Here is a 26,451-nt window from a genome sequence, read left to right on the forward strand (position 1 = left end):
GACACCCCTTCCCCGGCGGGCCAGGTGGGTCACAATGGGCCGACTGGGCCACGGACACGACCCGTTCTTTGACCTCCTCCATTCCCCCCTCTGCTGATCTCGGATCAGCCGCTGCCCCCAGTGATCGCCTCTGGTTGCGCTCCGAGCTGATGGGCACCCAGGTGATCACCCGTGACACCGGCCGGCGGCTGGGCGTCGTGGGCGAGGTGGTGGTGGACATCGACCGGCGCGAGGTGGTGGCCTTGGGGCTGCGCGACAACCCCCTGACCCGTTTTCTGCCCGGTCTGCCCCGCTGGATGCCCCTGGATCGGATCCGCCAAGTGGGCGACGTGATCCTGGTGGATTCGGTCGATTCCCTCGCCGAGGCCTTTAATCCCGACCGCTACAGCAAGGTGATCAACTGCCAGGTGATCACCGAAGCGGGCGATCAGCTGGGGCGGGTGCTGGGGTTCAGCTTCGACATCGAAACCGGCGAACTGGCCACCCTGGTGATCGGGGCCCTGGGGGTGCCGCTGCTGGGCGAGGGCGTGCTGAGCACCTGGGAGCTCACGGTCGAGGAGATCGTCAGCAGCGGTCCCGACCGGATCATCGTGTACGAAGGGGCCGAAGAGAAACTCAAGCAACTGGGCTCGGGCCTGCTGGAAAAACTGGGGATCGGCGGGCCCAGCTGGGAGCAGGAGGAACGGGAACGGTTCCGCAGTGGCATGGTGCCGGTGGAGAACCAATTGGCCGCTGGCCAGCCGGCGGTGCAGGAGCAGCGCCGCATCCAACCGGCCACCAGCCGGGCCTTTGAGCCCGAGGACGAGCTCGATTACGTGGAGCTGGACGCCCAGCGCCAACGGGAACCGCTGCGCCAGCGCCGCTATCTCGATGAGGAGGAGTCCCGCTACGAGCGCACCCGGTACGAACCATCCCGGTACCAGGAATCCGACGACCTGGACAGCCGGGACGACGACAGCCGCTTCAGCAGCCCCAGGCGCCCCCTGGAGCCCGAACCCCTCGCCCCCGAATCCCGCTTCTCCGAGCCCCGCCCGCTTGAGCCCAGGCCAGTGGAGCGCCGGCCGTTGGAGGCCCGGCAACCGGAGCGACGCCCCGCCCCCAGCCCCTACCGCGAGCCGCTGGATGTGGACGCCGAAGACCTGCCCAGCAACGACCTCGACGACCCCTGGTGATTCCGGGCGCTCAGCGCGCCTTGAAGGCCAGGGACGCCGAGTTGACGCAATGGCGCTGCCCGGTGGGGGCCGGACCGTCGTTGAACACATGCCCGAGGTGGGCATCGCAGTTGGCACAGCGGATCTCGGTGCGAACCATGCCGTGGGAACTGTCGGTGTGGGTGCTGATGGCCCCTGAACTCACCCCATCCCAGAAGCTGGGCCAGCCGGTGCCGGAGTCAAATTTGGTGGCACTGCTGTACAGCTCGGCGTCACAGCAGATGCAGTGGTACATCCCCGTGCCCTTGTGGTTCCAGTAGGCACCGGTAAAGGCTCGCTCGGTGCCGCCCTGCCGGGCGATCCGGAACTGCTCAGGGGTGAGCTTTTGGCGCCACTGCTCCTCAGAGGCACCCCGAGCCAGGCCGCTGTCGAGCCCACAGGCCGAGGGGTCGGGGGCGCTGGCGGCGTCAGCCATCGGACCATCAAAAAACTGAGCCAACCCTAGGCACTCCGCCCAGGCGGCATCTGATCGGGAGGCATCTGATTGGGAGGCATCGGATCGGGGGGCAGCAGCTCCTGCACCAGGGAGGCCAGGCTGGCCACGGCCCCCGGCTGGCCCCTCAGGCTGCGCAGATCGGCCCGCATTCCCTCCAGGCGTTCGGGTGCGGCGAGCCAGTCGGCGGCCTCAGCGGCAATGCCCTCGGGCGTGATCGGGCCCACCCGCTCCGGCACCAGCAGGCGACCGGCGGCAATGTTGGGGGAGGCCAGGAAGCCGCGATGGCGCAGCCGCCAGAGGGTCAGCAGCACCCCAAAGAACCAGCGCAGTAGGGGCAGGCGCCCCACCAACCCGGCCAGGCCATCCCAGGCCTGCATCACATGCAGGTGCTGGGTGGGCACGAGCACGAGCATGGGCACCCCCAGGGCCGCCAACTCCGCCGTGTTGGCCCCCACCGTGGTGAGGGCCAGGGCGCACTGGCTGAGGGCGCTGTGCACCGGGTTCTCGCGGGCCAGCTGGATGCGGGTGCCGGCCTGGGTCTCGAGCAGATCGCCGGCGAGCATCCTGGGCACACCGGCGCGATAGGCACGGGCGATCGGATTGGCGGCACCGGCCTGGGCCAGCAACTCCTCCAGGCTGGTGGTGGGGGCCAGGGGCAGCAGGAAGCGGCAGCCGGGCCGCAAGGCCGCCAGGCGATCGGCCGTTTCCAGCAGAAAGGGCATGCCGACCCGCAGCTTCGCCCGCTTGGAACCGGGCAGCAGGGCCACCCATTCACCCTCGGGCAGCGGTGCATCGGTGCGGGCCATCTCCGAGAGATCGGCCATCAGGTCACCCACCACCGTGCAGCGTCCCGCCCAGCGCGGCGGCAGGCGCCCGGCCGCCAGGGGACCCATCGCGGCGATCCGGTCATTCCAGCGGGGCCAGCGGGCCACCCATTCGGCGTAGGTGAGGTGCCGGTAGCCCAGGCGTGCCGACAGGAGCACCGTCCAGAACTGATCACCGCCCAGAAACACCACCACCCCCTGCCGGCCCCAGGGGCCGAACCGCTGGGGCCGCAGCAGCAGCGACCAGAAACTCCGGGCCGGCACGATGCGCTCAAACAATCCCCAGGCCGCCGCGGCGCGGTGTTCCTGCCCCGTGCCGTTCGGGCAGGGCACCAGCACCAACTGCAAGCTGCAAGTGGCATCGGGCACGGCCGGCCGCAGCGGCATCAAGCGCTGCAGGCGCAGGGCCAGGGGGCGCACCCAGGTGGAGAGCTCTCCCGGGCCATTGCTCACCAGCACGATCGAGACCGGTGGCGGGGGGGTCACCCTGGGAACCCGCTTCGGTTCAGGCAACGGCTGGCTGAAAGGAAAAAAGAAATGCGGATGACGAGACTTGAACTCGTAAGGCCGAAGCCACACGCCCCTCAAACGTGCGTGTCTACCAATTCCACCACATCCGCATGGGGGGACGGTCCGCCGCAAGGGCGTTCCGGCGTGCAATATACCCATCGCCCTTCCCTCTCGCCCCGTGATGCCGGCGGGCCTGGGAAGCACTGATACAGTCCGTTTTGGCCCGTATCAGCTGAGTCGCCGCGGATGCCCATCGGCAAGTTGCTGATCGCCAACCGTGGCGAGATCGCCCTGCGAATCCTGCGCACCTGCCGGGAGCTCGGGATCCCCACCGTGGCCGTCTACAGCACGGTGGACAAGAACGCCCTCCACGTGCAGCTGGCCGATGAAGCCGTGTGCGTGGGCGAGGCGCCGAGCAGCAAGAGCTACCTCAACATTCCCAACATCCTGGCGGCGGCCACCTCCCGCGGTGCCGACGCCATCCATCCCGGCTACGGCTTTCTGGCGGAAAACGACCGCTTCGCCGAGATCTGCGCCGACCACGGCATCACCTTCGTGGGCCCCTCCCCGGAAGCCATCCGCTCGATGGGGGACAAGTCGACGGCCAAGGCCACCATGCAGACGGTGGGCGTGCCCACCATTCCCGGCAGTGAAGGTCTCCTGGACACACCAGCCGATGCCGCCCGTCTGGCCGAGTCCATGGGCTATCCGGTGATGATCAAGGCCACCGCCGGCGGTGGCGGCCGCGGCATGCGCCTGGTGCCGGGTCCCGACCAGCTCGAAAGCCTGTTCAAGGCGGCCCAGGGGGAAGCGGAAGCGGCCTTCGGCAACCCCGGCCTGTACATGGAGAAATTCATTGACCGGCCCCGGCACGTGGAGGTGCAGGTGCTGGCCGATCGCCACGGCAACGTGGTGCACCTCGGTGAGCGCGACTGCTCGATCCAACGCCGCCACCAGAAGCTGCTGGAGGAGGCGCCCAGCGTGGCCATCAATGCCGACCTGCGCCGCCAGATGGGCGAAGCCGCCGTGGCCGCCGCCCGCACCATTGGCTACGAGGGCGCCGGCACCGTTGAGTTTCTGGTGGATCGCAGCGGCAAGTTCTATTTCATGGAAATGAACACCCGCATCCAGGTGGAACACCCGGTCACCGAAATGGTCACCGGTGTCGACCTGATCGCCGAGCAGTTGCGGATTGCCGGAGGGGAACCGATCTCGGTCACCCAGGACCAGATCAAGCTCTGCGGCCACGCCATCGAGGTGCGCATCAACGCCGAAGACCCGCGCCAGAATTTTCGTCCCGCCCCCGGCAAGATCACCGGCTGGTTGCCCCCCGGAGGCCCCGGCGTGCGGGTCGACAGCCACGTGTACACGGGCTACGAAATTCCACCCTTCTACGACTCCCTGATCGGCAAGGTGATCGTGTGGGGCACCGACCGGCCCCATGCCCTGCGGCGTCTGCGCCGGGCCCTGTCGGAATGTGCCGTCACCGGCATCCCCACCACCATCGAGTTCCACCTGCAGCTGCTCGATCGGCCCGAATTCCAGGCCGGCGATGTGCACACCAAGTTTGTCGAGCAGGACATGCTGCCCCAGACCAACCCCTGAGCCCCGCTCAGCGTGCCGACTAGCCCACCACCAGCCCCTGGGCCCGCAGCAACACCAGCGTCACCAGTCCCTGTTGGCCCACGAGGAGTTCGCGCACCAGGCTCAGCAGGCCCACCCACACCACCGGCGTCACATCCACCCCACCGATGGGCTGGATCAGCCGCCGGGTGGCCACCAGCAGGGGCTCGGTGGGGGCCCCGATCCAGCGCATCGCGCCCCGGCTCAGATCCACCTGGGGGTACCAGGTGAGCACGATGCGGAACAGAAACAGCAGGGTCCACAGCGCCAGGCCCAGCCCCAGCGCGAGGTTCAACCCGGACAACAACGGCAGCCAGGACAGGGATTCGGAGGGCAGGGCCGTCACAAAGCTCTAAGCAGCTGGGAGTCCAGCGTAGGAAGCGGCCGCCACTGCCTAGGATTCCGCGACGCTTGACGCCTGAAAGCGGGCCCCGCCATGACGCCTTCCCTCGCCAATTTCCTCAACAGCCTGGTGGCTGGTGCCGTGATCGTGGTGGTGCCCATCACCATCGCCCTGGTGCTGATCAGCCAGAACGATCGCCTCGATCGCCGCCTCTGAGCCCGGCTCTAGACCAACTGCCTACACTGGCGAAACGGTCCGACGGGTGAGTTTCCGTGGTTAACGCCAGCCTGAATTGGGCCAGCATCGTGGGCATCGTGCTGGCGGTGGGCGGTGCGCTGCTCTATTTCATGCGCAGCTTCAAGCCCGCCCTGGCCCGCGACTACGACGTGTTCTTTGCCGCCGTGGGTCTGCTCTGCGGCGGCATTCTGTTTTTCCAGGGTTGGCGCCTCGACCCGATTCTCCAGTTCGGCCAGTTCCTGCTGGCCGGCACCACGGTGTTTTTCGCCTACGAGAGCGTGCGGCTGCGGGGCGTGACCACCGAACAGGCCCGGCGCTCGTCCTATTTCGACGACGACGAACCCATGCCCGCCCCGGGCCCCTACAGGCCTCGCATGGGTGGACGGGCCTGGGGAGAGAGCGACGTGGATCGCTTCGATGAACCCCAAGCCCTGCGTCGCCGCATCCCCTCCCGTGACGAGGACGGCGACGACGACTTTTACCGGGCCCGCCGGCCGAGCAGTCGGGCAGCCATTCCGGAACGGGCCGCGAGCCGGCGCCCGGCCGAGGATGACTGGGCTCCCCAATCGCCCGCCACCACCCCCGATCGGGGCCGCTACACCCCCTCGGGCAGCAGCCCCGCCAGCCGCCCCGCCCCTGATTTCGGCGCCCGCCGGCGGGACCGGGACAGCGGCAACGAACCCCGCCGCGGCAGCCGTCCGGTGGCCTCCAACGAGGGGATGCCCCGCTCCAGCCGCCGCCCCGCTGAACCCGAAGGTGCTCCGGCGTCGACAACTCCTCCCCGGGGGCCAGCCGGGATTCCCCAGGGAAGCCCCCTCAGCGGTAGGGCCAACCGGCCCGCCGCCGGCGACATCAGCGATGCCGACTTCACCCCGATCCAGCCCCCCTCCAGCCCCGGCCCCCGTCCACGGGACAACAGCTCGCGCTTCGACGACTGAATCCCCCCTGCCCAGGGCCTCCCGGCTACCGATACTGCTGCTGCCGGCTCTGGCGCTCCTGCTGGCCGGCTGCGGAGAAGGGGCCTGGCTCGCCCGGCGCAGCGCCGGGCCGACCGGCGGATTTCTGGAGGCCAACCGCCAGGATCCGGCCCTGAGCGGCCAAGGACGTTTCCTGGCCTCGGTGGTGGAACGGAGCGGCCGCGCCACGCTGCTGCTGCAGGAGCAACCCAGCGGCACGGTGATTCGCCTGCGTCACTTCCAGGGCCACCAGCCCCACAGCTCTCCCTCCCTGAGCTGGACCGGCCGCTACGTGGCGGCCCTGGTGCAGCAAGGGGCCCAGAGGGTGCCCCTGATTGAAGACCGGGCCACGGGAGCCCTGCATCGCCTGCCCCTGCCCGCGGATCGCACCGCCGTGCGCCTCAGCCTGGCGCCTGATGCCCGCCGGCTGGCCGTGCAGGTGGCGCAGGCAGGCCAGTGGCGCGTCCAGGCCTTTGACCTGGCCGGCCTGCTGGAACCCGACCTCCCCGGCGGCGTGGCCATCCAGGGCGGCGGTCCGGGAGCCCCACCGTGAAGAGGCTGGTGTGCGCCACCCTTCTGGGGGGTCTGCTGAGCGGCTGCATGGGGTCCATGCCGTTGCCGATCGGCCCGCTCAATCGCCAGCTGGAGAGCCTGGGAGCCAACCGCGACCCCTCCCTGAGCGGCCGCTGGCTGGCCCTGATCAGCGGCAAGGGCGGACGGGAACAGGTGATGCTGGTGGATCTGGAGCTTCAGCAGCCCCTGCCCCTTCCGGGCCTCAACCGGGCCGATGCCCAGCCGCTGAGCGTCAGCGTGGATGGCGCCGGCGACCGAATCGCCCTGGTGCGGCAACTGGAGGGGCGCACGGAGCTGGTGCTCTACCGCCGATCCCTCCAGAGCTTGCAGCCAATCGCCATGGTGCCGAGTGGCGTGCCCAGACAGGTGCAGCTGCAGGCCGATGGCCGCCAGATGGCGGTGCAGGTCAGTCGGGGCGGGCTCTGGCAGGTGGATCTGGTGCAGATCCCCTAGGGCACCAGGCCAGCCCAGTGCAGGAAGGTGTCCCCGCTGAGGGCCTCGATCAGCAGCACGGCCACAAAGCCCACCATGGCGAAACGGCCATTCACCCGCTCGGCATAACCGCTCCAGCCGAAGGACGGCACATCACGGGTGGTGGCACTGGTGGCGGGAGTCTCGTCAGGCATCAGATCAAGCGTGGCGGCCAACGTCATAGCCGGCCGCGGGCAACAGGCGCCAGTTCCCCGTGCCATCGAGCTCCAGCACCGTGTCGTGGAAGGCGGTGAGGGTGGGCCTGTGGCCCACGCTCACGAAGGCCATCTCCCGCTCCGCCAGAAGCCCGTAAAGGTGGCGCTCGGTGGCCACATCGAGGGCGCTGGTGGCCTCATCGAGAACGACAAACAGGGGCGAATTGAGCAGCAACCGGGCAAAGGCCAACCGCTGTTGCTCCCCCAGGGAGAGCAGCCGGGGCCAGTCCTGGATGATGTCGAGATCGGGATAGCGCTGCACCAGCTCGGGCAGGCGCACCTGCTCGAGCACATGCCGCAGCTGCTCATCGCTGAAGCGATCGGGCTGCAGGGGATAACAGAGCTGCTCCCGCAAGCTGCCGAGCAGCATGTAGGGCTTTTGGGGAATGAACAGCAACTCCCCCTCGCTGGGACGCTCGACCCGACCGGCCGCCGGGGGCCACAGACCACTCACCATGCGCAGGAAGGAGGTTTTGCCGCAACCGGAGGGACCCACCACCAGGAGCCGCTGGTGGCGGTCCACTTCCAGGCTGAGATCACGGATCAGGGTGCGCTGGGTGCGGGGCGGCACCAGGTCGACATGGCTCACCAGGATGGAGCCGTCGGGACGGCCCCCAGTGGTGGCGGCGAGCTTGGCCTCCAGGGCCACGGCCTCGAGACCGATCGAATCCACCTTGCCCTGGAATCCTTCCAGGCGGCTGATGGAGGCGGAGAAGGCGGCCAGCCGGTCGATGTTGTTGACGATGTAACTGACCGAAAACAGCACCTGGCTGAAGGCAATGCTGGCCTGGCCAAACACCCCAAAATCCACCTCCTTGGAGAAGTAGATCGGCGCAATCACCAGCCAGGGAAGGAAGCGGGAGAAATAATCGTAGGAGCGCTGAATCACGCTGATCAGGGCCTCCCAGATGATTAGCCGGTCGTAGTTGCGAATGGCACCCCCCAGCCTCCGCTCGGCCTCCTTGGCCTCCTGCTGCTCGCCGCGATAAAAGGCGATCGACTCGGCATTGTCACGGATGTGCACCAAGCCATAGCGAAAGTCAGCTTCCAGCTTGAGCTGTTGATAGTTCAGATTCACCAGCTTGCGGCTGGCAAACACGATAAGAGCGGTTCCACCTACCGAATAGGCCAACAAGACCAGGGCGAGCTGGTCACTGATGGACCACAGCACAATGATGAAACTGACAAAGGTCAGCAGGGCCGAGATGATCTCAACGGTGACGCTCAGACTCGTACCCGTGAAACTGGCCGCATCCTGGGAGATCCGCTGATCCGGGTTGTCAATTTCTTCGATCGATTCATCATTAGGGTTGAGAATGTAGTACGCCCGATTCGAGAGATAGCGGGTGAGTAGGCGGCCACTCAACCATTCACGCCACAACAGCCCAAGCTTGGGGATCAAGTAACTCTGAACAGCCCGGATCGGCAGGGCCAGCACCAGGCAAAAAGCGTAGATCGCAACAATCTTCCAAAAATCCTCAACCTTGTACGCAACCAAGGCATTTTCAATGTTGCGGGCGATATAGCTGATTCCCACATTGATGCCGTTAATCACCAGGATTAACAGGGTGATCACCCCCATCAACAACCAGGGCAACCAGCGCCCCTGGCGCAACTTGGCTCGGAAGGCCACAAAACAGCCCAGGCCCGCAGCCAGCAACACCATCACCAGCGGGCCAATCGGGCTGCGCCAGATCGCCGCCACCTGTTCGGGCACCCCGGGCAGAAAACGGCTGCGCAATTCGGGAATCAGGGCGCCGCTCAGGGCCAGCACCCCGGTGAGCAGCAGCAGCGTGCTGCCCACTACCACCGCCAGCAACGCGGCCACCAGCACCAGGAACTGCCAGCCCCGGGTGTCATCCACCGGCAGAAAGTAGGGCTGGGCCAGGCGCTGCAGCTTGGCCAGCTGGTCGCGGAGGGCCTTGAGGGGGTTCATGGGGCGGATCGGATCAGGCCATTCTCGCTGGGTCGTTCCCTAGCCGGGGGGCCAGGCCAGCGGACGCCCACCGATCACATGCACATGCAGGTGAAACACCGTCTGGCCGGCCTCAGCGCCACTGTTGATCACGGTGCGAAACGCCTCCAGACCCTCCTGGCGCGCCACCCGGGCCGCCACCAACAACAGATGGCCCAGCAGGGCCTGGTGCTCCTCGCTGGCCTCGGACAACTGGGCGATCGGCTGGCGCGGAATCACCAGCACATGCACCGGGGCCTGGGGAGCCACGTCGCGAAAGGCCAGACAGTGGTCATCGGCATACACCTGATCGCAGGGGATCTCCCCGCGCAGGATGCGTCCAAAGATGGTGTCTTGGCTCGCCGGATCGGGGGAGCTGGCCATTGCAGCGGGGACCGGGGAATGGGACAGGGGTGGCACTAGCGCTGTAGTGGCCCAGGGCGTGATGTTGGCACGGTGCAAGACGGCGGCACTGCAGGGCCTGGAGGCCAGGCCAGTGCTGGTGGAAGTGGATCTGGCCCCGGGGCTACCCGGCCTGCAGATGGTGGGACTGGCCGATGCGGCCGTGCAGGAGGCGCGGGAGCGGGTGCGCTCCGCCCTGCGCCACAGCGGCCTCAAGGTGCCACTGACCCGGGTGGTGGTGAACCTGGCCCCGGCCGCCCTGCGCAAGGAAGGACCAGGCTTCGATCTCCCCATCGCCCTGGGCCTGCTGGTGGCCAGTGGCCAGCTGGCTGGGGAGCGGAGTGAAGGGGTGTGGAGCGCCGGAGAACTGGGACTCGATGGCACCCTGAGGCCGATTCGGGGGGTGCTCGCCATCGCCATCGCCGCCCAGCGCCAGGGCGCCCGGGCCTTGCTCGTACCGGAGGGCAATGCCTGGGAAGCCGCCCTGGTCAGCGGGCTGCGGGTGTGGGGTGTCCGCGACCTGGCGCAGGCCCTGTGGCATCTGGGTCATCCCGACGCCAACGACCCGCCCCCGGCCTGCCGTCGCCGCTCCAGACCCACGGCCCGTACGGGCCAGGCGGCCCCGGATCTCGCCGATGTGAAGGGACAGGCCCACGGCCGACGCGCCCTGGAGATCGCCGCCGCCGGGGGGCACCACCTGCTGCTCTGCGGACCTCCAGGCAGCGGCAAAACGATGCTGGCTCGGCGTCTGGCGGGCCTGCTCCCGCCGCTGAACCCTGCGGAGGCCCTGGAACTGACGGCCCTGCATTCGGTGGCCGGACTGCTCGACAGCAGCCAGGGCCTGCTGCAGGAGCGCCCCTTTCGAAGCCCCCACCACAGCTGCTCCGGACCAGCCCTGATCGGCGGGGGCAGCCAGCCCCAGCCCGGCGAACTGGCCCTGGCCCACCACGGCGTGCTCTTCCTCCATGAGCTGACGGAATTTCGCCAGGCCGTGCTCGACCAGCTGCGCCAACCGCTGGAGGAGGGCGAGGTGTGGATCCACCGGAGCCGGCACCGCACGCGCTTTCCCTGCCGCATCATCCTGGTGGCCGCCACCAACCCCTGCCCCTGCGGCTGGTGGGGCGACCCGGAGCGCAGTTGCCGCTGCGGCGAAGGACAACGGCGGCGCTACTGGGGACGGCTATCGGGGCCCCTGCTGGATCGGATTGACCTCCAGGTGGTGATGCGGCGTCCCAGCAGTGCGGCCCTCAGCGCTCCCTTCCGCAGCCCATCCACCGCTGAATGGACGCCGCCAACGGGCCCGGGTGGCTGCCAGGCCCCGGAATCCACGGCGGTGGTGCGGCAACGCGTCCAACGGGCCCGCTCCCGCATGGCGACCCGCAACCCAGCCGGCTGCAGCAACAGCCGCATCCCTGGAGGGCAACTGCAACAGGTGGTGCGGCTGGAGCCGGAAGCCCTGGCCGTGTGGGAAGGGGCCCTGCAGCACAGGCAACTCAGCGCCAGGGCAGGGGAGCGCCTGCTGCGGGTCGCCCAGACCATCAGCGACCTCGGCGATGAGCCCGGTATCAGCACCGGGGCCATCGCCGAAGCCCTGAGCTACCGGTCCTTTGACCAGCAGGCCTGATCAGCGACGGCGAGGATCATCGCGGAAGGGCTGAACGCCCACGTTGGGGGGCAAGTTGGCCTGCTCCTCGCGGGGATTGCCAAAGGCATGGCCGACGCTGTCGCCGATCCAGCCGGCAAAGGCGCGAAGGGCAGGCAGGGGGGCCTGCATCGGCATGACGAGGGATTTGACCTGTGCAGCCATGGCGGCGACCTCAGGGAGGACCCTTCCAGCATGAAGACATCAAAAGCCAATGGGAACAGGTAAAAGCACCTGTTCCCATTGGCCTTGAGGGGAAACCGCAGGAATCAGCGGCGGCGGCGGCGCTGCTGGGCCTTGCGCTTGTACTTCTCGACGGGGGTCTCGTGATGGCGCAGGCGCTTCAGGTCGGCAAAGATGCCCGCCTTGGACACCTGGCGCTTGAAGCGGCGCAGGGCCGATTCAATGCCTTCGTTTTCGCCGACGGTGACCTGGGTCATGAAGCGCTGGGCAGCTCTCAGAGTTGCTCAATGTAGCAACTGCCTCAACGCCCCATCCCGGCGCATCGCTGAACCTGACCCTGGTGCTAGCGACGGGAGGTTGGGCTGGGCTGGACCGGGACGGCGGCGGGGACGGCAGACACCCCCTGCTGGCCGCCAGCCCCAGCATCGGGCCAGCTATCCCGGTAGAGATAGACATGGCCTAAAGAGCGGCCGCCGTAGGCCCGGCGCTTGAGCTGCCAGCCCGGCTCAAACACCAGCTGCAGGAAGTTGGTGCCCGGTCCCTGGGTGCGGGCCACGACCATTTCCGGCCCTGCTCCAGCCTTGGTGGGCACGGCCAGCAGCACGTTGTCGCCGCTTTGACGGAGCACGGTGAGGCGATAGCTGGTGGCCAGATCGGCACCACCCACCCGCACCGAATAGCCGTTGGCATCGATGAACCGGCTGCAGATCCCGGTGAAATCAAAGCTGGCCAACAGGGGCTCCACCGGCGCGGGGGCCCCGGGAGCCACGGCAAAGCAAGGCCGGGTGGGTTTCACCTGCTCGTAGATGTTGAGCTGGGCGCGGGTGCCATCCCCGATCGGGGCCGCCACCAACACAAAGCGCTCCTGGCTGAGGTCTACGGCCTGGAACAGGGCACTGGCGCGGGCGGGCATGCCAGCTCCGGCCCCAAGCACCACTGCCGCGGCGGCCGAGGACAGGCAACGGAGGGTCAGATCTGGCACTCGCATCGCAGCTTCCGGGAGATCGGTGAACGCAATCGTATGCAGGTCAGCCCACCAGGGCTAGGCCGGCTTGTTGATCCGAATGGCGAGCACCAGCGCCACCACCGTGCCCGGCAGGCTCAGCCCCAGGATCCAACGGGTGGCCTGCACCCCCAGGTCGGGCTCGCCGTAGGACAGCTCAAACACCGAGCCAGTGGCAGCGATGCCCAGCAGACAGGCCAGGGCCAGGAAGACACCAGCCAGCGGTTTCATGGGCATCGAACGGTTCTCAGCGAATGGATTGGACGTCGGCGCGGTTGAACCCCTTCTCCTGCAGCCCCTCGTTGAGGCTCAGCTCATCGGTGACCCGATCGACGAACAACACGCCGTTGAGATGGTCCATCTCGTGCTGGATGCAGCGGGCCAGCAGACCATCGGCCTTGACCCGTTGGGGGCGCCCCATCTCGTCGCGGTAGGTGACTTCGACCGCAGCTGGTCGGACCACATTGAGGTAAACCCCGGGGATGCTCAGACAACCCTCCTCGTAGGTCTCGATGGCGGCCCCGAAGGAGCCGATCTCAGGGTTGATCAGCACCATCGGGGGTGTGGCGGCATTCTCCGGATCGAGATCGATCACGAGCAATTGCTTGTGCACCCCCACTTGGGGGGCCGCCAGGCCGATACCCCGGGCGGTGTACATGCTGCGCAGCATGTCGCGGGCCAGGTCCCGCACGCTCTCATCCACCTTGCTGATGCGGCGGGCCGGGGTGCGCAGCACCGCATCGCCCAGGGTGTGGATGGTGAGGGGAGGCTCGTCGAGCACCTCCTTCGGCACCTGCACACCGCGGGTGGCCTGCACCGCAGAGCGAGCCATCTGGGCGAAGCTGCCGGCGGAACTGCGGGCCAACGGGATACTTAAAACGTTGCACACCATTCTAAGGCGGTGGGCTGAAGCCCCAGGCAGGCTGCGCCCCCTAGCCAGCAAGCCCTGGGCAACGCCTTGGGCAACTCCCCGTGAAACGCTCTGTCAGACGCCCTTGAAACGCTCCGCCGCTCCGCTCCGTTGAACCCAACCTCGAGCACCCCGTTGAGCACTGCCTCCACCAGCGCGCGGCCAGCTGAGCCCCTATCCGCGGCCCTGGTGGAGGGACGCACCCCCAGCCTCAAGGAACCGCTGCTGCGGGATGGGCGACTGCTGTGGCTGGAACAGCGCCCCCAGGAGCAGGGCCGCACCACCTTGATGTTGCGACCGGCAGGGAGCGCCGAGGCCATGGAGCTCACCCCAAGCCCCAGCAACCTGCGCAGTCGGGTGCACGAGTACGGCGGCGGGGTCTACGCCATCGAGGGCAACGATCTGGTGTTCATCGACGACGGCGATCGCTGCCTCTGGCATCTGCATCTGCCCAGCGACCCCGCCGGCTCAGACCGCACCCCACGGCGGCTCACCACCCCTGGGCCCCGGGCCTTCGCCGATGGACTGATTGATCTGCCCCGTCGACGCTGGCTCGGCGTGATGGAAGCCGAAGGCCGCGACCAGCTAGTGGCCGTGCCCCTGGCCGGTGGCGAACCGCAGCGGTTGCATCAGCCGGCCGACTTCTGCGGCTATGCCGCCCTGAGCCCCGATGGCCGCCAGCTGGCCTGGGTGGAGTGGCAGCAACCGGCCATGCCCTGGCAGCGCAGCCAACTGTGGCTCGCGGCCGTGACCGCAGACGGCAACCTGACGGAAGCGCGGCCCGTGATGGGGCTGGGCCGGGATGGCGGCGACACCGGGGCGATCTCGGTGTTTCAGCCCCTGTGGATCGGTCCCACCGAACTGGTGGTGGCCAGCGACGCCTCGGGCTGGTGGAATCTGCAGCGCCTCGACACCAGCAGCGGCACCTGGCAGCCCCTGTTGCCCCTGGAGGCCGAATTCGGCATGCCCCAGTGGGTGTATGGCATGCGCACCACCGCCTGGGACGGCCAGCAGTTGATCGCTGCGGCCTGTCGGGAGGGGGCCTGGCAGCTGGGCCGGGTGCATCTGACACCGGAACGGGTGGGCACTCCGGCCGCCTGGCAGCCCCTGGCGCAACCCTTCGACGATCTGGCCTGCCTGAGTGCGGAAGCGGGGCGGCTGGTGGCGATCGCCAGCAATCCCACCAGCCCGGAGGGGCTGCTGGAGTTGGAGCTCAACAGCGGCAGGTGGCTGCACACGCCACTGGCCTCCTGCCCGCTTCCACGGGAGGCGATCAGTCCATCCGAACCCCTGTGGTTTGCGGGCCACGGCGGCGCCCCCACCCACGCCTGGTTCTATCCGCCGTGGGGCGGCGCCCATCCCGAGGCCCCCCTACTGGTGAAGGGCCACGGCGGGCCCACTGCCATGGCACAACGGGGCCTAAACCTGGCCATCCAGTTCTGGACCTCGCGGGGCTGGGGGGTGGTGGATGTGAATTACGGCGGCTCCACCGGCTTCGGGCGCAACTACCGCGAGCGGCTCGATGGCCAGTGGGGCGTGGTGGATGTGGAGGACTGCGCCGCAGCTGCCCGGGCCCTGGTGGCGGCGGGGAAAGCCAGCCCTGCGCGCATCGCCATCGAAGGGGGCAGTGCCGGCGGCTTCACCGTCCTCGCCGCCCTCTGCTTCACCGATGTCTTTCGCGCCGGCGCGAGTCGGTACGGCGTCACCGACCCCAGCGCGTTGGCGCGGGAGACCCATCGCTTTGAAGCCCGCTATCTCGATGACCTGATCGGGCCCTGGCCGGACGCACAAGCCACCTACGAAGCCCGCTCTCCGCTGGCCCATGCCGACCGCATCCGCTGCCCGGTGATTTTTTTCCAGGGCCTCGACGACCTGGTGGTGCCGCCAGCCCAGACCGATCGGATGGCGGCAGCGCTGCAAGCCAACGGCGTCCCGGTGGAGGTGCACCGCTTTGCCGGTGAGGGCCACGGCTTCCGCAGCGGCAGGGTGCGAATCCAGGTGCTCGAAGCCACGGAAGCGTTCTTCAGGCGCCACTTCGAGCTGTGAGCCCCATCAGCGCCCTGCTGCCCGATCTGGAACTGCTGGCCTTCGCCATGGCCTGCCTCAGCCTGATCCTGGCGGTGGGACGGGGGATCGGCACCCGCCTGCAGCTGCGGCTGTGGGGCGTCCCCGAAGCGTTGGTGGCTGGCTTGCTGGGCCTGCTGCTGGCCCCGGGCGGCCCCCTGCCGCTGCTGCCGCCCCAGGTGCTCCAGCTCTGGGCCGATCTGCCCCTGGTGCTGCTCACCCTGGTGTTCGGCTCGCTGTTGCTGGGCAAACCGCTGCCCAAGCTGAAGGGTCTCTGGCGACCGGTGTCCGGCCAGGTGTCCCTGGCCCTGGTGCTGGCCTTTGGCCAGTACGTGGTGGCCGGCCTGGCGGTGCTGCTGGTGCTGCAGCCCTGGCTGGGGGTGAGCCCGATCATGGCCTGCCTGATTGAGGTGGCCTACGAGGGGGGCCACGGCTCCGCCGCTGCCATGGGTCCGAGCTATGCGGCCCTGGGCTTCCCCGGCGGCCAGGCCCTCGGCCTGGCCATGGCCACCGTGGGACTGCTCTCCTCCACCCTGGTGGGCGGGTTGGTGGTGGTGCTGGCCCGCAAGCGTGGCTGGTTGCTGGCCGATCGACCTGCCCCAGCCCGCACCCCTGCCGATGCCGAAGCCACTCCCCCCCCAGGGCCTGCCCCCGGCGCCGCAACCTGGGCGGTGAATCTGGCCCTGGCGGGCGTGGCCGTGCTGGTGGGCGTGGGCCTGCTGGCCGCCCTGCGCTGGCTCACGGCGGGGCTGGGTGACGGCGTCGCCCTGGTGGTCGACTCCCTGCCGGTGTTTCCCCTGGCGATCGTGGGTTCGCTGTTGATGCGCCTGGTTCTGGAGCGCAGCGGCCAGGCCCACTGGGCCTCCGCACCGGTGCAGAGCCAGATCGGCACCCTCTCGGCGGATCTGCTGATCACCGCCGCCACCGCCGGGCTGGATCTGGGCCTGCTGCGGGCCGACTGGCTGCCGCTCACGGTGCTGGCGGTGAGCGGCCTGGCCTGGAACCTGGGGGTCACCCTGCTGCTGGCGCCACGGGTTCTGCCGGCGGACTGGTTTGAGCGGGCGGTGATTGAGTTCGGTCAGGCCACCGGTGTGGCGGCCAGCGGCCTGCTGCTGCTGCTGCGCATGGCCGACCCGGACGACCGCAGCGATGCGCTGCCGGCCTTCTCCATCAAACAACTGCTGCTGCAACCCTTTCTGGCCGGTGGGGTGATCACCGTGGTGGCACCCCTGGCGGTGGCGAGCTGGGGCTTACCCCTCTGGACAGGCGCCTGCCTGGCAGTGGTGGTACTCGCAGGGGGCACCGGCCTGCTGCTCGCCCGGATTCAGGCCCCCGCCCCATAGAGCAGGGTGCGGAACTGGTGGTGCACGGCCGCCATCTGCTCAGGGCTGAGCAACGGCGGCTCGCCCAGTTGCAGGGCCTGGAGATACATCTGGGCCAGGGTTTCCACCTCAATGGCAATCCGCAGGGCCTGGTCGAGGCTGGCTCCCAGGGCCACCTGGCCGTGCTGGGCCAGCAGGCAGGCCCGCCGGTCCACCAGGGCCGCCACCGCCAAATCAGACAGCTCAGCGGTGCCGAAGGTGGCGTAGGGGGCGCAGCGGATGTCATCGCCGCCGGCCACCGCGGTCATGTAGTGAAAGGGGGGGATGGCGCGGCCATGGCAGGCCAGGGCCGTGGCGTGGATGGAATGGCAGTGGAGCACCGCCGCAATTTCCGGCCGGCCCGCCAGGATGTCCGCATGGAGGCGCCACTCCGAGGAGGGACGCCTGGAGCCCCCATCCCGGCAGCCCCCAGCCAGATCCAAGGCCACCAGATCCTGCGGCTGCATCAGCTCGTAGGGCAGGGAACTGGGGGTGATCAGCAGCCCACCAGGAATCCGCACCGACAGATTGCCCGAGGTGCCCTGGTTGAGGCCCGAGGCATTCAGGCGCCGGGCCACCGTCACCAGCTGTTGACGCAGCTCGGCCTCGGAGCCGGGGGCCAGGACAGGGGGGACGGCGGGCAAGGGGTTCAGCGGCGCAGGGGGAAACCGGAGGGATCCGGCAAGGCGGCCCAGGCGTCGATTTCCAGGGCGTAGGCGGCATGGCGCTGGATCGCATCATCCATGAACAGGGCGGCCCGAATCGGCGTATCCGGCCCCCGCGAGAAGCCGTGCATCGCCACACCAGCGGTGATGCAGCGCAGGGCCGACAGCTGCATGTCGTAGCGCGCCTCGCTGAGCGGGTAATCGCGCACGCCGCGGTTCACCAGCTCCTGGTGCCAGGCCAGCAGCAGGTCGTCATGGCGCCCCAAACGCTGCGCCTGGGGCGTACTGCCGCCCACCAGAAACGCGACGTCGATCGCGGCCACACTGCGGCTCGCCCAGGACCAATCGATGATCACCGATTCGGGATCCTCCACCGTGTGAGCGAACAGCAGATTGTCGGCGCGGAGGTCGCCATGCACGAGGGTCCAGGGCCGGTTCTCCAGGGCTGCATCCACCGCGCTGGTCTGTTCGAGAACAGCGCGATACAGCTGGCACACATCCGACCCAAAACGCACGCCGTAGGTGGCAAAAAAATCCTCAACGATCTCGGCGTTGGGATTGGAGAACCAGAAGCCATGGTTTGGTAGCCAGTCATGCTGGTGCAACGCCGGATCCATCCAGAATTCAGCGTGGATGGCGGCCATGCGCTGGATCGAAGCCAACGTTTCCTGGTAGGTGAGGCCGATCACCTGGTCGCCGGAACGCAGGTGGGTGAGATCTTCCATCAGCAACCAGGACGGCGCACCGGCATGGGTGGCAAACACCGCCGGCTGGTGATTGCTGAGCCTGGGGGTGCAATGGGTGTACACCCCCACCTCCCGCCCGAAGGCATTGTTCAGGCGGCTGAACGCATTGAAATCCTGATCGGAGGTTTCGCTTTTGAGGATCACGCTGGCGGGGCCCGCACCAGGGGGATCACAGCTCAATTCCAGTCGCCAGGTGGTGGATTGAAATCCCCTGGCTTCGCCCAGCAGCTTGGCCTCCAAGCTCTTCACCGTGGTTCCGAGAACCTCGCCAATCCAGTCGGGTTCGGGCTGCTGGACCACAGGGTCAGTCATGGGGTCAAGCATCGGGTCAGGCATGGGGTGATCAAGCGCCTCATTCGATGAGGCATCGCGGTGGAACGTCCAATCCATGGACGTCAGCGAACGTCACGGCCGCCTCACGCATCATGGTCGTAGAGCTGCCGCAAGCCTGGCTCCGAAGCCTGGGCCACCCCCCGCTCGGTGATCAGGGCCGTCACCAGCCGGGCCGGGGTGACATCGAACGCGGGGTTGAAGCCGGGGCTGCCGTTGGGGGTGAGCTGCACCGTGGCGAGCTGCCCCTCAACGGAGCTGCCGCCCCCGCCGCCCAGCAGCCGCCCTTGGATGGCCGTCACCTCCTCGGCACTGCGCGCTTCGATCGGGATCTCGGCCACGCCGTCATCGATCGTCCAGTCGATCGTGGAGGCCGGCAGGGCCACATAGAAGGGCACGCCGTTGTCGTGGGCCGCCAGGGCCTTGAGGTAGGTGCCGATCTTGTTGCAGACATCGCCGCGGCGGGTGGTGCGGTCGGTGCCCACGATCACCGCATCCACCTGGCCGTGCTGCATCAAGTGGCCGCCGGCGTTGTCCACGATCACGGTGTGGGGCACCCCCTCCTGACCCAGCTCAAAGGCCGTCAGGGAGGCGCCCTGGTTGCGGGGGCGGGTCTCATCCACCCACACATGGATGGGAAGGCCGGCGCGGTGGGCCTTGTAGATGGGGGCGAGGGCCGTGCCCCAATCCACCGTGGCCAGCCAGCCGGCATTGCAGTGGGTGAGCACGTTGAAGGGTTGGCCCTGGCGTTCGGCCGGCCGCGCCGCCGCCAGCTCCTGGAAGATGCGCAGCCCGTGGTCGCCGATCGCCTCGCACATGGCGACGTCCTCATCGGCGATCGCCGCGGCCTCCGCCTGGGCCGCCTCGGCCCGCTCGGCCGGCGGCAGCGGCTGCACCTTGGACCGCACCCGCTCCAGGGCCCAGCGCAGGTTGATCGCCGTGGGGCGGGTGGCATTGAGCGCCTCAAAGGCAGCAGCCAAGGAGGCGTCACCCGGATCGGCCTGCAGGGCCAGCATCAGCCCGTAGGCCCCGGTCACGCCGATCAGCGGGGCGCCGCGCACCACCATCGTGCGGATGGCTTCGGCAGCTTCCGCGCAACTGCTCAAGCTGCGCGTTGTGAACCGATGGGGCAACTGGGTCTGGTCGATCACCCCCACTGCGCGGCCATCCGGCTCCAGCCAGATCGTGCGCCAGGCCTTGCCATCGATGTTCATGAAGGATCCGACCCAGCGGTGGTCCAGTGATCATCCCCGCGGAAGGGTCACCCCTCGGGGAGAGCAACAGATCCCCTCAAAAGTGTGATCCGATACAAAACAGCACCCCGGGCGGCAGGAAGGTTCATGTTGAACATTGGAGAGGCCCGACCCCTTCATGGCCCACATCCCCCTCGCTGGCAGCGGTCCCACCCCGCTGGCTGTCTTTGATCGATTCCGCACCCAGGTGCTCGCCAAGGTTCAGGAGCCTGAACTGAGGCGCTACGCCGTGATGCTGCTCGCCTTCGGTGCGGGCCTGCTGCCGCTGATGGCCGGGTCTGCCAAGGCTGCCTTGGCCAAGGTGCCCACCGACGGCGCCGACACCCTGCTGATGCTGATGGGTTCGGCCCTGGTGCTGCTGATGACCCCAGGCCTGGCGTTCTTCTACGGCGGCTTCACCCGCGCCAAGAACGTGCTCAACACGATGATGATGAGCTTCTTCCTGATGGGGCTGATCGGGGTGGTGTGGGTGGTGCTGGGCTACTCCCTCTCCTTCGACACCGGCTTCGGCAGCCCCTTCATCGGTGGCCTCGGCCAGATGTGGCTCAACGGCGTGGGTGGTGAGCTGGGAGATGCACCGCTGGCGGATGGGTTCGCCATCTCCGCCTCCTCCTTCGCCCTCTTCCAGGGCATGTTCGCGATCATCACCCCGGCCCTGATTTCCGGCGCCCTGGTGGAGCGCATCAACTTCAAGGCCTGGTTCTGGTTCGCCCTGCTCTGGAGCCTGTTCATCTACTGCCCCATGTGCAAGATGGTGTGGGGTGGGGGGTACATCGGTCCCTTCGGTGAAATCGGCGCCATCGACTTCGCCGGCGGCACCGTGGTGCACATCGCCGCTGGCGTGGCCGCCCTGGTGGCCACCGCCATCGTTGGCCCCCGCACCAACTGGTCCGAGAACAAGCGTCCTCCCCACAACGTGCCCTTCATCCTGTTGGGCGCTGGGCTGCTGTGGTTCGGCTGGTTCGGCTTCAACGGCGCCAGCTACTTCGCCGCCAAGGGAGCGGGCCTCTCCTTCCTCACCACCACCCTCTCCGCTTCAACGGCCCTACTCACCTGGTGCCTGATTGATTGGTTCCGCGATGGCAAACCCACCGCCGTGGGCGCTGCCACCGGTGCGGTGGCCGGCCTGGTGGGCATCACCCCGGCCGCCGGCTTTGTCTACATGCCCCAGGCCCTGATCATCGGCGCCGCCACCTCGATCTGCTGCTACATCGCCATTCAGGTGAAGGCGGCCATCAACTTTGATGACTCCCTCGATGCCTACGCCGTCCACGGGGTGGGGGGCACGGTGGGAGCCCTGCTCACCGGCGCCCTGGCCATCCCGGCCCTGGTGCCGGCCGACTACTTCCCCAAGTCGGCGGAGATCCTGGCCAGCGGCGGCAACACCGCCCTGTTCATCGCCCACGTCAAGGCCGTGCTGATCAGCTACGGCTTTGTGGGCATTGGCACCGCGATCATCCTCTGGATCGTCGGCGCCGTGGTGGGCCTGCGGGTCACCCCCGACCAGGAAGAACGCGGCCTCGACTTCGTCGCCCATGGCGAAGAGGCCTACGACCCCATGACCTACTGAGCCCCCAGCCATGAAACAGATCACTGCTGTCATCCGCCCCGCCAAGGTGGATGCGGTCAAAACCGCCCTCGTGGCCATCGACGTGGTGGGCATGACCATCAACGATGTGCGCGGCTTCGGCCGCCAGAAAGGCCAGGTGGAGCGCTACCGCGGCAACGCCTTCACCGTGGACTTCCTGCCGAAGGTGCACATCACCGCCGTCGTGGCGGACGACAAGGTGGAAGCGGCCATCACCGCCATCTCCGAGGCGGCCCGAACCGGTGAGATCGGCGACGGCAAGATCTTCGTGAGTGCCATCGAAACCGCCATTCGCATCCGCACCGGCGAACGCGGCGACGTCGCCCTCTGAAGGCCGCGAGCCCCCCATCCGGGGGGCTTTTTCTTGGCGGGGCCCGAGCTGGACGCAGCGGGGCGGGCTCAAATTGGCCGATAGCCAAACCAATCCGGCACCTGGTTCGGGCTGAGGCCCTCGGGGTGGGGCTCCAGCTGCACGTGCCAGCGCCCACCGCCAAGCAGTTCCAACTGCTCGATCGCCAGGCAGTCGTCCACCGCACAGAGGTCGTCCTTGTGCTGCTGCAAGGCGCCCCGCAGCCACTGGCGCTTGGCCGCCGCCTTGGCCGCCTGGGGCGAGCGGGCCACCACCAGGCCGAAGTGGTGCAGCTCGGCGAGGGAGTCGGGGCGATAGGCGCCCAGGTTCACGAACCAGAGCCGCTCGGGCCGGGGCGCGGACGGCTCACGCCCGAGGCACACCGCCCAACCATCCACCGCCCGCACCGCCAGGTAGGCATCCAGGTGCAGGCCCTCACGCCTCCCGAACCACTGCCGCCGCAGCTCGGGCAGGGTGGCCTCGATGCTGGGGCCGGCCACGAAGCGCACGTCATGGAGTTCGACGTGGCAGCCCGGCGCACGGCCCCCCAGCACCACCAGCCAGAGCAGCGGGGCTGCTTCAGAGTGCGCGTCAGAGTGCATGGGGAGATCCTCAGACCAATGGCGAGCTTCGCGCTGTTCGAACGGCAATGGACCACCTACCGCACGGTGGTGAGCCATGACCTGATGGAGCACCGCGCCCTGGCTGGGGCGACGGCCGCCGCCCTCGACCGCTGGCTGGCTGCGCGGCCCGCCCCGGCTCCCTCCCCCGCCCTGGTGGATCTGGGCTGCGGCGATCTGGCCCAGCTGGCGCCCCTGCTCCGGCGCCTGCCGCTGGCCTCCTACACGGGGGTCGATCTGGCGGCCGCGGTGTTGCCCCTGGCGGAGAAGGCCCTCGGGTCCGTGGCCTATCCCTGCCGCTGGCAGGAAGGCGATCTGCTCAGCTGGATCCAGGAGCAGGGCCCACCGATCGACATCCTCCACTCGGCCTTCGCCGTTCACCACCTCAACGACGACGCCAAGGCGACGTTTCTGCAGGCCGCCCGCCGCCGTATCGCTGGCGATGGCCTATTGCTCCTCGCCGACGTCTTCCGCGAACCGGGAGAAGCCCTGGCGGCGTACCTGGAGCGGTACTGCCAACGGATGCGCGGCTGGCAGGTCCTGAACCCCGAGCAGCAGGTTCAGGTGATCGAGCACGTGAGCCAGTACGACCAACCCGCCGATCGGGAGGCCATCGCCGCGGCCGCCCGGGCCGCGGGCTGGCACTGGCAGTGGGTCTGGCAGGGCTCCCACAGCGCCGAAGCGCTGGCGGTGCTGACGCCGGCCTAACTAGCTGTGCTCGCGCAGGAAGGTGATCGTGCCCTCCAGCTCCTCGGCGAAGCGGTCGATCTCGGCGGGGCTAGTGGTGAAACTGAGGCTGGCGCGGGCTGAGCCGGGGATGCCGTAGAGGCGATGCAGGGGCTGGGTGCAGTGGTGGCCACTGCGGATGCAGATGCCGGCCGAATCGAGCAGCGCCGCAATGTCGTTGGCATGCAGACCATCCACCGTGAAGGCGGCCAGGGCGCCCCGATCGGGCTGCTGCTCGGGGGTGGGGCCGAGGATCCGCACGCCCTCGATCGCCCGCAGGCGATCAAACAGCTGGCGGGTGAGCACCTGCTCCCAGGCATGGATGCGCTCGAGGCCCAGGGCGTTGAGGTAGTCGAGGGCGGCACCCATGCCGATCGCCTCGCCGATGGCGGGGGTGCCCGCCTCGAATTTGTGGGGCAGCTCGGCCCAGCTGCTGTGATCCAGGTAGACGTCCTGAATCATTTCGCCACCGCCCAGGAAGGGGGGCATGGCCTCGAGCAGGGCCTCCCGGGCCCAGAGGAAGCCCATGCCGGTGGGACCGCAGAGCTTGTGGGAACTGCCCACGAGGAAGTCGGCGCCGAGGGACGCCACATCCACCGGCAGGTGGGCCAGGCTCTGGCAGGCATCCACCAGCAGCAGCGCACCGGCGGCATGGGCTAGGGGAGCGATCTGGGCAATCGGGTTGAGACAGCCGAGGGTGTTGCTCACCTGCACCAGGCTCACCAATTTGGTGCGCTCCGTGATCTGGCTGCGCAAATCGACGAGATCGAGCTCTCCGGTTTCGGTGAGGCCCACATGGCGCAACACACAACCGGTGCGGGCCGCCAGCAGCTGCCAGGGCACCAGGTTGGAGTGGTGCTCCATCACCGTGAGCAGCACCTCGTCGCCGGGGCGCAGGTTGGCCTCCCCCCAGCTGCGGGCCACCAGATTGATCGCCTCGCTGGCATTGCGGGTGAACACGATCTCCCGCGGACTGGCCGCCCCCACGAAGGCGGCGGTCTTGGCCCGGGCCCCTTCAAACCCCTCGGTGGCGCGGGCGCTGAGCTGGTGGGCGCCGCGGTGCACGTTGGCGTTGTCGTGGTCGTAGTAGTGCTGCAGGGCCGCCAGCACCTGGCGGGGCTTCTGGCTGGTGGCGGCGTGATCCAGGTAGATCAGGGGCTGGCCCAGGCAGGCCGTCTGGGCCAGCAGGGGGAAATCGGCCCGGGTGAGGGCGGCGAGATCGAGATCGGGCGCCGCGGCCACGGCATCGGCTCCGGGGGTGGGCGGGGAGGCGGCGGTCATGGTCATGGGCGCTCCGGCAGCAGCAGCTGCAGGGGATGGCAGGCGGCGGCGGCGGCCGGCAATTCCCGCAGCACCTCCTCGCAGTAGCCGCGCAGCAGCAACTTGGAGGCCTGGTCAGCGGCAATGCCGCGACTCTGCAAATAGAAGAGTTCGTTCTGCTGCAGACGGCTCACGGTGGCCCCGTGGGCGCACTTCACATCGTCCGCCACGATTTCCAGCTCGGGCTTGGTGTCCACCCGGGCCCGCTCCGAGAGCAGCAAGCTGCGGCTGAGCTGGGCGGCGTTGGTCTGCTGGGCCTGGCGGGGCACCCGCACGGCCCCGTTGAACACACTGCGGCCGGCGCCATCGGCCACCACCTTGTGGAGCTGGTCGAGCTCGCCCTCGGGCCCCCCGAAGCTCACCTGGCTGTGGGTATCCGCCAGTTCCTGGCCATCCACCAGCTGCAGGGCCCGCAGACGGGTTTGGGCCGCCCCCTCGAGCTGACACACCCGGGGTTCCAGCCGGCTCAAACCCCAGCCCCCCACGGCCGTGGTGAGCTGGAGCTCACTGGCGGGGGCCTGGCTGATCGCCAGGTGGCTGAGCAAGCTGGCGCGGGCGTCACCGGCCGCCAGCACGCCGAGGTTGAGGCGGGCGCCGCGGCCCAGCTGGACCAGGGTCACCAGGCTGGTGGCATTGGCTCCCCGGGAAGCGTGCCGCACCAGCAGTTCGAAGCTGGCCCCCTCCTCGAGCACCAACAGCAGCTGCAGGGCCAGCAACCCGGGGCCGTCGCCGGCATCGAGCTGGAGTTGCAGGGGACCGGCGGCTCCGCTCACCCGCAGGGCCAGGCCATGGGGCGAAGCACCCTGGTTGAGCCGCACCGGCCAGGCGGTGGCGCTGCCGGTGGCGTGCAGGATCGGATCAGCCAGGGCTTGGATCTCGGCCCCATCCAGACGGGTCACGCCGGCAGGAAGGACCACGTGGGCGAAGGGGTCGGGGCCAGCCCAGAGCTGGGGGGCGACGGCCTGCAGCGGGGCCAGGTCGGTGAAGCGCCAATCCTCCTGCCGGCGTCCCGGCAGGGGCTCCCCCGCCAGCGCGGCCAACCAGTCAGCGGTTGCCGGCAACGCAACAGCGGGCATCAGGCCACCTCCACCGGCTCGCGCTCACTGGTGGCCTCGAGGTTGGCCAACTCCTGATCAACCCAGTCGTAGCCGGTGCGCTCCAGCTCCAGGGCCAGCTCCTTGCCCCCGGTGCGCAGGATCCGGCCAGCGGCCATCACGTGCACGTAGTCGGGGGTAATCAGATCCAGCAGGCGCTGGTAATGGGTGATCAACAGGGTGGCGTTGTCAGGCCCCGCCAGCTGGCTCACCCCCTCGGCCACAATCCGCAGCGCATCGATGTCGAGGCCGGAATCGGTCTCATCGAGGATGGCCACCAGGGGCTCAAGCAGCGCCATCTGCAGAATCTCGTTGCGCTTCTTCTCGCCGCCGGAGAAGCCTTCATTGACGCTCCGCTCCAGAAAGGCGGGATCCATCTGCACCACCTTGAGGCGCTCCCGCACCAGATCTTCAAAGGCAAAGGTGTCGAGCTCCTCCTCCCCCCGCTCCGCCCGGCGGGCATTGGTGGCCACCCGCAGAAACTCCAGGTTGCTCACCCCGGGAATCTCCACCGGGTACTGAAACCCCAGGAACAGGCCAATGCGGGCCCGTTGCTCCGGGTCGAGCTCCAGCAGGTCAGCCCCCCGGTAGGTCACCGATCCGGCGGTGACCGTATAAGCCGGATGGCCAGCCAGCACCTTGGAGAGGGTGCTCTTGCCGCTGCCGTTGCGGCCCATCACCGCATGGATTTCGCCGGCACGCAGGGTCAGGTTGACGCCTTTGAGAATCGGCTGATCCTCCACACGGGCGTGGAGATCCCGGATCTCAAGCAACAGGGGGGCGTCGGGACGGATCACGGAAGGCAGTCAGGGAAAACAACAGAACACAGATGGGAACCGGGG

30 protein-coding genes and 1 tRNA gene are annotated in these 26,451 nt (G+C 68.5%); 12 read left to right on the top strand and 19 right to left on the bottom strand.

What is annotated here, in order from left to right; genetic code table 11:
- The first annotated feature begins 68 nt into the window (after window positions 1-68).
- Window positions 69-1,172 carry a PRC-barrel domain-containing protein gene (locus H6G16_RS10100; RefSeq protein WP_190390206.1) on the top strand — a complete coding sequence of 368 codons (1,104 nt, stop codon included), beginning with the start codon at window positions 69-71 and terminating at the stop codon, window positions 1,170-1,172.
- Window positions 1,173-1,182: 10 nt separating this feature from the next.
- Here the strand turns inward: H6G16_RS10100 and msrB are convergent, their stop codons facing one another.
- The 3 genes from msrB to H6G16_RS10115 all read right to left on the bottom strand — a co-directional run bounded on the left by msrB (window position 1,183) and on the right by H6G16_RS10115 (window position 3,091).
- The gene (gene msrB, locus H6G16_RS10105; RefSeq protein WP_190390207.1) at window positions 1,183-1,626 is read right to left on the bottom strand and encodes a peptide-methionine (R)-S-oxide reductase MsrB; all 444 of its coding nucleotides are present in this window, start codon (window positions 1,624-1,626) and stop codon (window positions 1,183-1,185) included.
- 26 nt (window positions 1,627-1,652) lie between these two features.
- Window positions 1,653-2,957: a glycosyl transferase gene (locus H6G16_RS10110; protein WP_190390208.1), complete on the bottom strand. Its 1,305-nt coding sequence runs from the start codon at window positions 2,955-2,957 to the stop codon at window positions 1,653-1,655.
- Window positions 2,958-3,009: 52 nt separating this feature from the next.
- Window positions 3,010-3,091: transfer RNA gene (locus H6G16_RS10115), tRNA-Leu, on the bottom strand.
- Between the two features lie 136 nt (window positions 3,092-3,227).
- On the opposite strand from H6G16_RS10115, the gene accC reads away from it, so the two are divergent.
- Window positions 3,228-4,586 carry an acetyl-CoA carboxylase biotin carboxylase subunit gene (gene accC / locus H6G16_RS10120; RefSeq protein ID WP_190390209.1) on the top strand — a complete coding sequence of 453 codons (1,359 nt, stop codon included), beginning with the start codon at window positions 3,228-3,230 and terminating at the stop codon, window positions 4,584-4,586.
- Between the two features lie 19 nt (window positions 4,587-4,605).
- On the opposite strand, the gene H6G16_RS10125 is transcribed toward accC, so the two are convergent.
- Window positions 4,606-4,950, bottom strand: coding sequence for a YggT family protein (locus H6G16_RS10125; RefSeq protein WP_190390210.1), 345 nt, complete (start codon window positions 4,948-4,950; stop codon window positions 4,606-4,608).
- A gap of 90 nt (window positions 4,951-5,040) precedes the next feature.
- On the opposite strand from H6G16_RS10125, the gene H6G16_RS10130 reads away from it, so the two are divergent.
- The 4 genes from H6G16_RS10130 (at window position 5,041) to H6G16_RS10145 (ending at window position 7,166) form a co-directional block, all read left to right on the top strand.
- The gene (locus H6G16_RS10130) at window positions 5,041-5,163 is read left to right on the top strand and encodes a photosystem II reaction center X protein (protein WP_190390211.1); all 123 of its coding nucleotides are present in this window, start codon (window positions 5,041-5,043) and stop codon (window positions 5,161-5,163) included.
- Window positions 5,164-5,219: 56 nt separating this feature from the next.
- Complete coding sequence (locus H6G16_RS10135) at window positions 5,220-6,122, top strand: Ycf66 family protein (RefSeq protein ID WP_190390212.1); 903 nt, start codon at window positions 5,220-5,222, stop codon at window positions 6,120-6,122.
- Between the two features lie 181 nt (window positions 6,123-6,303).
- On the top strand, window positions 6,304-6,693 hold the full coding sequence (locus H6G16_RS10140) for a hypothetical protein (protein ID WP_347238856.1): 390 nt from the start codon (window positions 6,304-6,306) through the stop codon (window positions 6,691-6,693).
- 8 nt (window positions 6,694-6,701) lie between these two features.
- The gene (locus tag H6G16_RS10145; protein ID WP_347238857.1) at window positions 6,702-7,166 is read left to right on the top strand and encodes a hypothetical protein; all 465 of its coding nucleotides are present in this window, start codon (window positions 6,702-6,704) and stop codon (window positions 7,164-7,166) included.
- On the opposite strand, the gene H6G16_RS10150 is transcribed toward H6G16_RS10145, so the two are convergent.
- From H6G16_RS10150 to H6G16_RS10160, 3 genes are read right to left on the bottom strand one after another with little or no spacing between them, the layout of a single operon-like run.
- Window positions 7,163-7,339, bottom strand: a complete 177-nt coding sequence (locus H6G16_RS10150; protein ID WP_347238858.1) for a chlorophyll a/b-binding protein — start codon at window positions 7,337-7,339, stop codon at window positions 7,163-7,165. The genes H6G16_RS10145 and H6G16_RS10150 overlap by 4 nt on opposite strands.
- A gap of 4 nt (window positions 7,340-7,343) precedes the next feature.
- Window positions 7,344-9,335 (bottom strand): ABC transporter ATP-binding protein/permease, encoded by a 1,992-nt coding sequence (locus H6G16_RS10155; protein WP_190390214.1) that lies wholly within the window; start codon window positions 9,333-9,335, stop codon window positions 7,344-7,346.
- A gap of 39 nt (window positions 9,336-9,374) precedes the next feature.
- Window positions 9,375-9,737, bottom strand: a complete 363-nt coding sequence (locus H6G16_RS10160) for a histidine triad nucleotide-binding protein (RefSeq protein WP_190390215.1) — start codon at window positions 9,735-9,737, stop codon at window positions 9,375-9,377.
- 61 nt (window positions 9,738-9,798) lie between these two features.
- Here H6G16_RS10160 and H6G16_RS10165 point away from each other — a divergent pair, with 61 nt between their 5' ends.
- A complete protein-coding gene (locus tag H6G16_RS10165; RefSeq protein WP_190390237.1) occupies window positions 9,799-11,379 on the top strand; it encodes a YifB family Mg chelatase-like AAA ATPase in 1,581 nt (526 codons plus the stop codon).
- On the opposite strand, the gene H6G16_RS10170 is transcribed toward H6G16_RS10165, so the two are convergent.
- The 5 genes from H6G16_RS10170 to def form a co-directional block, all read right to left on the bottom strand.
- Entirely contained in the window at window positions 11,380-11,562 is a 183-nt protein-coding gene (locus tag H6G16_RS10170; RefSeq protein WP_190390245.1) for a hypothetical protein, read from the bottom strand.
- Window positions 11,563-11,666: 104 nt separating this feature from the next.
- On the bottom strand, window positions 11,667-11,837 hold the full coding sequence (rpsU, locus tag H6G16_RS10175; protein ID WP_010304532.1) for a 30S ribosomal protein S21: 171 nt from the start codon (window positions 11,835-11,837) through the stop codon (window positions 11,667-11,669).
- Between the two features lie 86 nt (window positions 11,838-11,923).
- Window positions 11,924-12,562 (bottom strand): DUF3747 domain-containing protein, encoded by a 639-nt coding sequence (locus tag H6G16_RS10180; RefSeq protein WP_347238859.1) that lies wholly within the window; start codon window positions 12,560-12,562, stop codon window positions 11,924-11,926.
- 60 nt (window positions 12,563-12,622) lie between these two features.
- Window positions 12,623-12,820, bottom strand: a complete 198-nt coding sequence (locus tag H6G16_RS10185; RefSeq protein WP_190390217.1) for a hypothetical protein — start codon at window positions 12,818-12,820, stop codon at window positions 12,623-12,625.
- A 10-nt stretch (window positions 12,821-12,830) separates the two neighbouring features.
- Window positions 12,831-13,415, bottom strand: coding sequence for a peptide deformylase (gene def, locus H6G16_RS10190; protein WP_242036362.1), 585 nt, complete (start codon window positions 13,413-13,415; stop codon window positions 12,831-12,833).
- 213 nt (window positions 13,416-13,628) lie between these two features.
- Here def and H6G16_RS10195 point away from each other — a divergent pair, with 213 nt between their 5' ends.
- Window positions 13,629-15,539, top strand: a complete 1,911-nt coding sequence (locus H6G16_RS10195) for a prolyl oligopeptidase family serine peptidase (RefSeq protein WP_199289346.1) — start codon at window positions 13,629-13,631, stop codon at window positions 15,537-15,539.
- Complete coding sequence (locus H6G16_RS10200; RefSeq protein ID WP_347238860.1) at window positions 15,536-16,900, top strand: sodium/glutamate symporter; 1,365 nt, start codon at window positions 15,536-15,538, stop codon at window positions 16,898-16,900. Before H6G16_RS10195 ends, H6G16_RS10200 begins: the two co-directional genes overlap by 4 nt.
- Here the strand turns inward: H6G16_RS10200 and H6G16_RS10205 are convergent.
- The 3 genes from H6G16_RS10205 to mtnA all read right to left on the bottom strand — a co-directional run bounded on the left by H6G16_RS10205 (window position 16,882) and on the right by mtnA (window position 19,873).
- Entirely contained in the window at window positions 16,882-17,562 is a 681-nt protein-coding gene (locus H6G16_RS10205) for a class II aldolase/adducin family protein (RefSeq protein ID WP_242036354.1), read from the bottom strand. The two genes, H6G16_RS10200 and H6G16_RS10205, sit on opposite strands and share 19 nt — an antisense overlap.
- A 5-nt stretch (window positions 17,563-17,567) precedes the next feature.
- Window positions 17,568-18,641 (bottom strand): phosphotransferase, encoded by a 1,074-nt coding sequence (locus tag H6G16_RS10210; protein ID WP_190390219.1) that lies wholly within the window; start codon window positions 18,639-18,641, stop codon window positions 17,568-17,570.
- A gap of 104 nt (window positions 18,642-18,745) precedes the next feature.
- Window positions 18,746-19,873 carry an S-methyl-5-thioribose-1-phosphate isomerase gene (mtnA, locus tag H6G16_RS10215; protein ID WP_190390220.1) on the bottom strand — a complete coding sequence of 376 codons (1,128 nt, stop codon included), beginning with the start codon at window positions 19,871-19,873 and terminating at the stop codon, window positions 18,746-18,748.
- A 157-nt stretch (window positions 19,874-20,030) separates the two neighbouring features.
- Here mtnA and H6G16_RS10220 point away from each other — a divergent pair, with 157 nt between their 5' ends.
- Window positions 20,031-21,482 carry an ammonium transporter gene (locus tag H6G16_RS10220; protein WP_190390221.1) on the top strand — a complete coding sequence of 484 codons (1,452 nt, stop codon included), beginning with the start codon at window positions 20,031-20,033 and terminating at the stop codon, window positions 21,480-21,482.
- Window positions 21,483-21,492: 10 nt separating this feature from the next.
- Window positions 21,493-21,831, top strand: coding sequence for a P-II family nitrogen regulator (locus tag H6G16_RS10225; RefSeq protein WP_190390222.1), 339 nt, complete (start codon window positions 21,493-21,495; stop codon window positions 21,829-21,831).
- A gap of 68 nt (window positions 21,832-21,899) precedes the next feature.
- Here H6G16_RS10225 and H6G16_RS10230 read toward each other — a convergent pair whose 3' ends face one another.
- Window positions 21,900-22,451, bottom strand: coding sequence for a DUF1543 domain-containing protein (locus H6G16_RS10230; RefSeq protein ID WP_190390223.1), 552 nt, complete (start codon window positions 22,449-22,451; stop codon window positions 21,900-21,902).
- Between the two features lie 18 nt (window positions 22,452-22,469).
- Here H6G16_RS10230 and H6G16_RS10235 point away from each other — a divergent pair, with 18 nt between their 5' ends.
- Entirely contained in the window at window positions 22,470-23,177 is a 708-nt protein-coding gene (locus tag H6G16_RS10235) for a class I SAM-dependent methyltransferase (RefSeq protein WP_190390224.1), read from the top strand.
- Here the strand turns inward: H6G16_RS10235 and H6G16_RS10240 are convergent, their stop codons facing one another.
- The 3 genes from H6G16_RS10240 to sufC are packed head-to-tail and all read right to left on the bottom strand — an operon-like array spanning window position 23,178 to window position 26,406.
- Window positions 23,178-24,476 carry a SufS family cysteine desulfurase gene (locus H6G16_RS10240; RefSeq protein ID WP_242036363.1) on the bottom strand — a complete coding sequence of 433 codons (1,299 nt, stop codon included), beginning with the start codon at window positions 24,474-24,476 and terminating at the stop codon, window positions 23,178-23,180.
- Between the two features lie 2 nt (window positions 24,477-24,478).
- Window positions 24,479-25,591, bottom strand: coding sequence for a Fe-S cluster assembly protein SufD (gene sufD, locus H6G16_RS10245; protein WP_190390226.1), 1,113 nt, complete (start codon window positions 25,589-25,591; stop codon window positions 24,479-24,481).
- Window positions 25,591-26,406, bottom strand: a complete 816-nt coding sequence (sufC, locus tag H6G16_RS10250) for a Fe-S cluster assembly ATPase SufC (protein ID WP_190390227.1) — start codon at window positions 26,404-26,406, stop codon at window positions 25,591-25,593. The genes sufD and sufC overlap by 1 nt, the downstream gene beginning before the upstream one ends.
- Window positions 26,407-26,451: the final 45 nt, after the last annotated feature.

Source organism: Cyanobium sp. FACHB-13342, from assembly GCF_014697415.1.
Lineage (GTDB): Bacteria > Cyanobacteriota > Cyanobacteriia > PCC-6307 > Cyanobiaceae > Cyanobium_A.

Coding starts and splice junctions, on each gene's coding strand:
- H6G16_RS10230 (WP_190390223.1), bottom strand. CDS start 22,451: ATGCACTCTGACGCGCACTCTGAAGCAGCCCCGCTGCTCTGGCTGGTG.
- H6G16_RS10220 (WP_190390221.1), top strand. CDS start 20,031: ATGGCCCACATCCCCCTCGCTGGCAGCGGTCCCACCCCGCTGGCTGTC.
- H6G16_RS10155 (WP_190390214.1), bottom strand. CDS start 9,335: ATGAACCCCCTCAAGGCCCTCCGCGACCAGCTGGCCAAGCTGCAGCGC.
- H6G16_RS10240 (WP_242036363.1), bottom strand. CDS start 24,476: ATGACCGCCGCCTCCCCGCCCACCCCCGGAGCCGATGCCGTGGCCGCG.
- accC (WP_190390209.1), top strand. CDS start 3,228: ATGCCCATCGGCAAGTTGCTGATCGCCAACCGTGGCGAGATCGCCCTG.
- H6G16_RS10235 (WP_190390224.1), top strand. CDS start 22,470: ATGGCGAGCTTCGCGCTGTTCGAACGGCAATGGACCACCTACCGCACG.
- rpsU (WP_010304532.1), bottom strand. CDS start 11,837: ATGACCCAGGTCACCGTCGGCGAAAACGAAGGCATTGAATCGGCCCTG.
- H6G16_RS10165 (WP_190390237.1), top strand. CDS start 9,799: ATGTTGGCACGGTGCAAGACGGCGGCACTGCAGGGCCTGGAGGCCAGG.
- sufD (WP_190390226.1), bottom strand. CDS start 25,591: ATGCCCGCTGTTGCGTTGCCGGCAACCGCTGACTGGTTGGCCGCGCTG.
- H6G16_RS10160 (WP_190390215.1), bottom strand. CDS start 9,737: ATGGCCAGCTCCCCCGATCCGGCGAGCCAAGACACCATCTTTGGACGC.
- def (WP_242036362.1), bottom strand. CDS start 13,415: ATGGCTCGCTCTGCGGTGCAGGCCACCCGCGGTGTGCAGGTGCCGAAG.
- H6G16_RS10210 (WP_190390219.1), bottom strand. CDS start 18,641: ATGACTGACCCTGTGGTCCAGCAGCCCGAACCCGACTGGATTGGCGAG.
- H6G16_RS10225 (WP_190390222.1), top strand. CDS start 21,493: ATGAAACAGATCACTGCTGTCATCCGCCCCGCCAAGGTGGATGCGGTC.
- H6G16_RS10130 (WP_190390211.1), top strand. CDS start 5,041: ATGACGCCTTCCCTCGCCAATTTCCTCAACAGCCTGGTGGCTGGTGCC.
- H6G16_RS10170 (WP_190390245.1), bottom strand. CDS start 11,562: ATGGCTGCACAGGTCAAATCCCTCGTCATGCCGATGCAGGCCCCCCTG.
- H6G16_RS10185 (WP_190390217.1), bottom strand. CDS start 12,820: ATGCCCATGAAACCGCTGGCTGGTGTCTTCCTGGCCCTGGCCTGTCTG.
- mtnA (WP_190390220.1), bottom strand. CDS start 19,873: ATGAACATCGATGGCAAGGCCTGGCGCACGATCTGGCTGGAGCCGGAT.
- H6G16_RS10150 (WP_347238858.1), bottom strand. CDS start 7,339: ATGCCTGACGAGACTCCCGCCACCAGTGCCACCACCCGTGATGTGCCG.
- msrB (WP_190390207.1), bottom strand. CDS start 1,626: ATGGCTGACGCCGCCAGCGCCCCCGACCCCTCGGCCTGTGGGCTCGAC.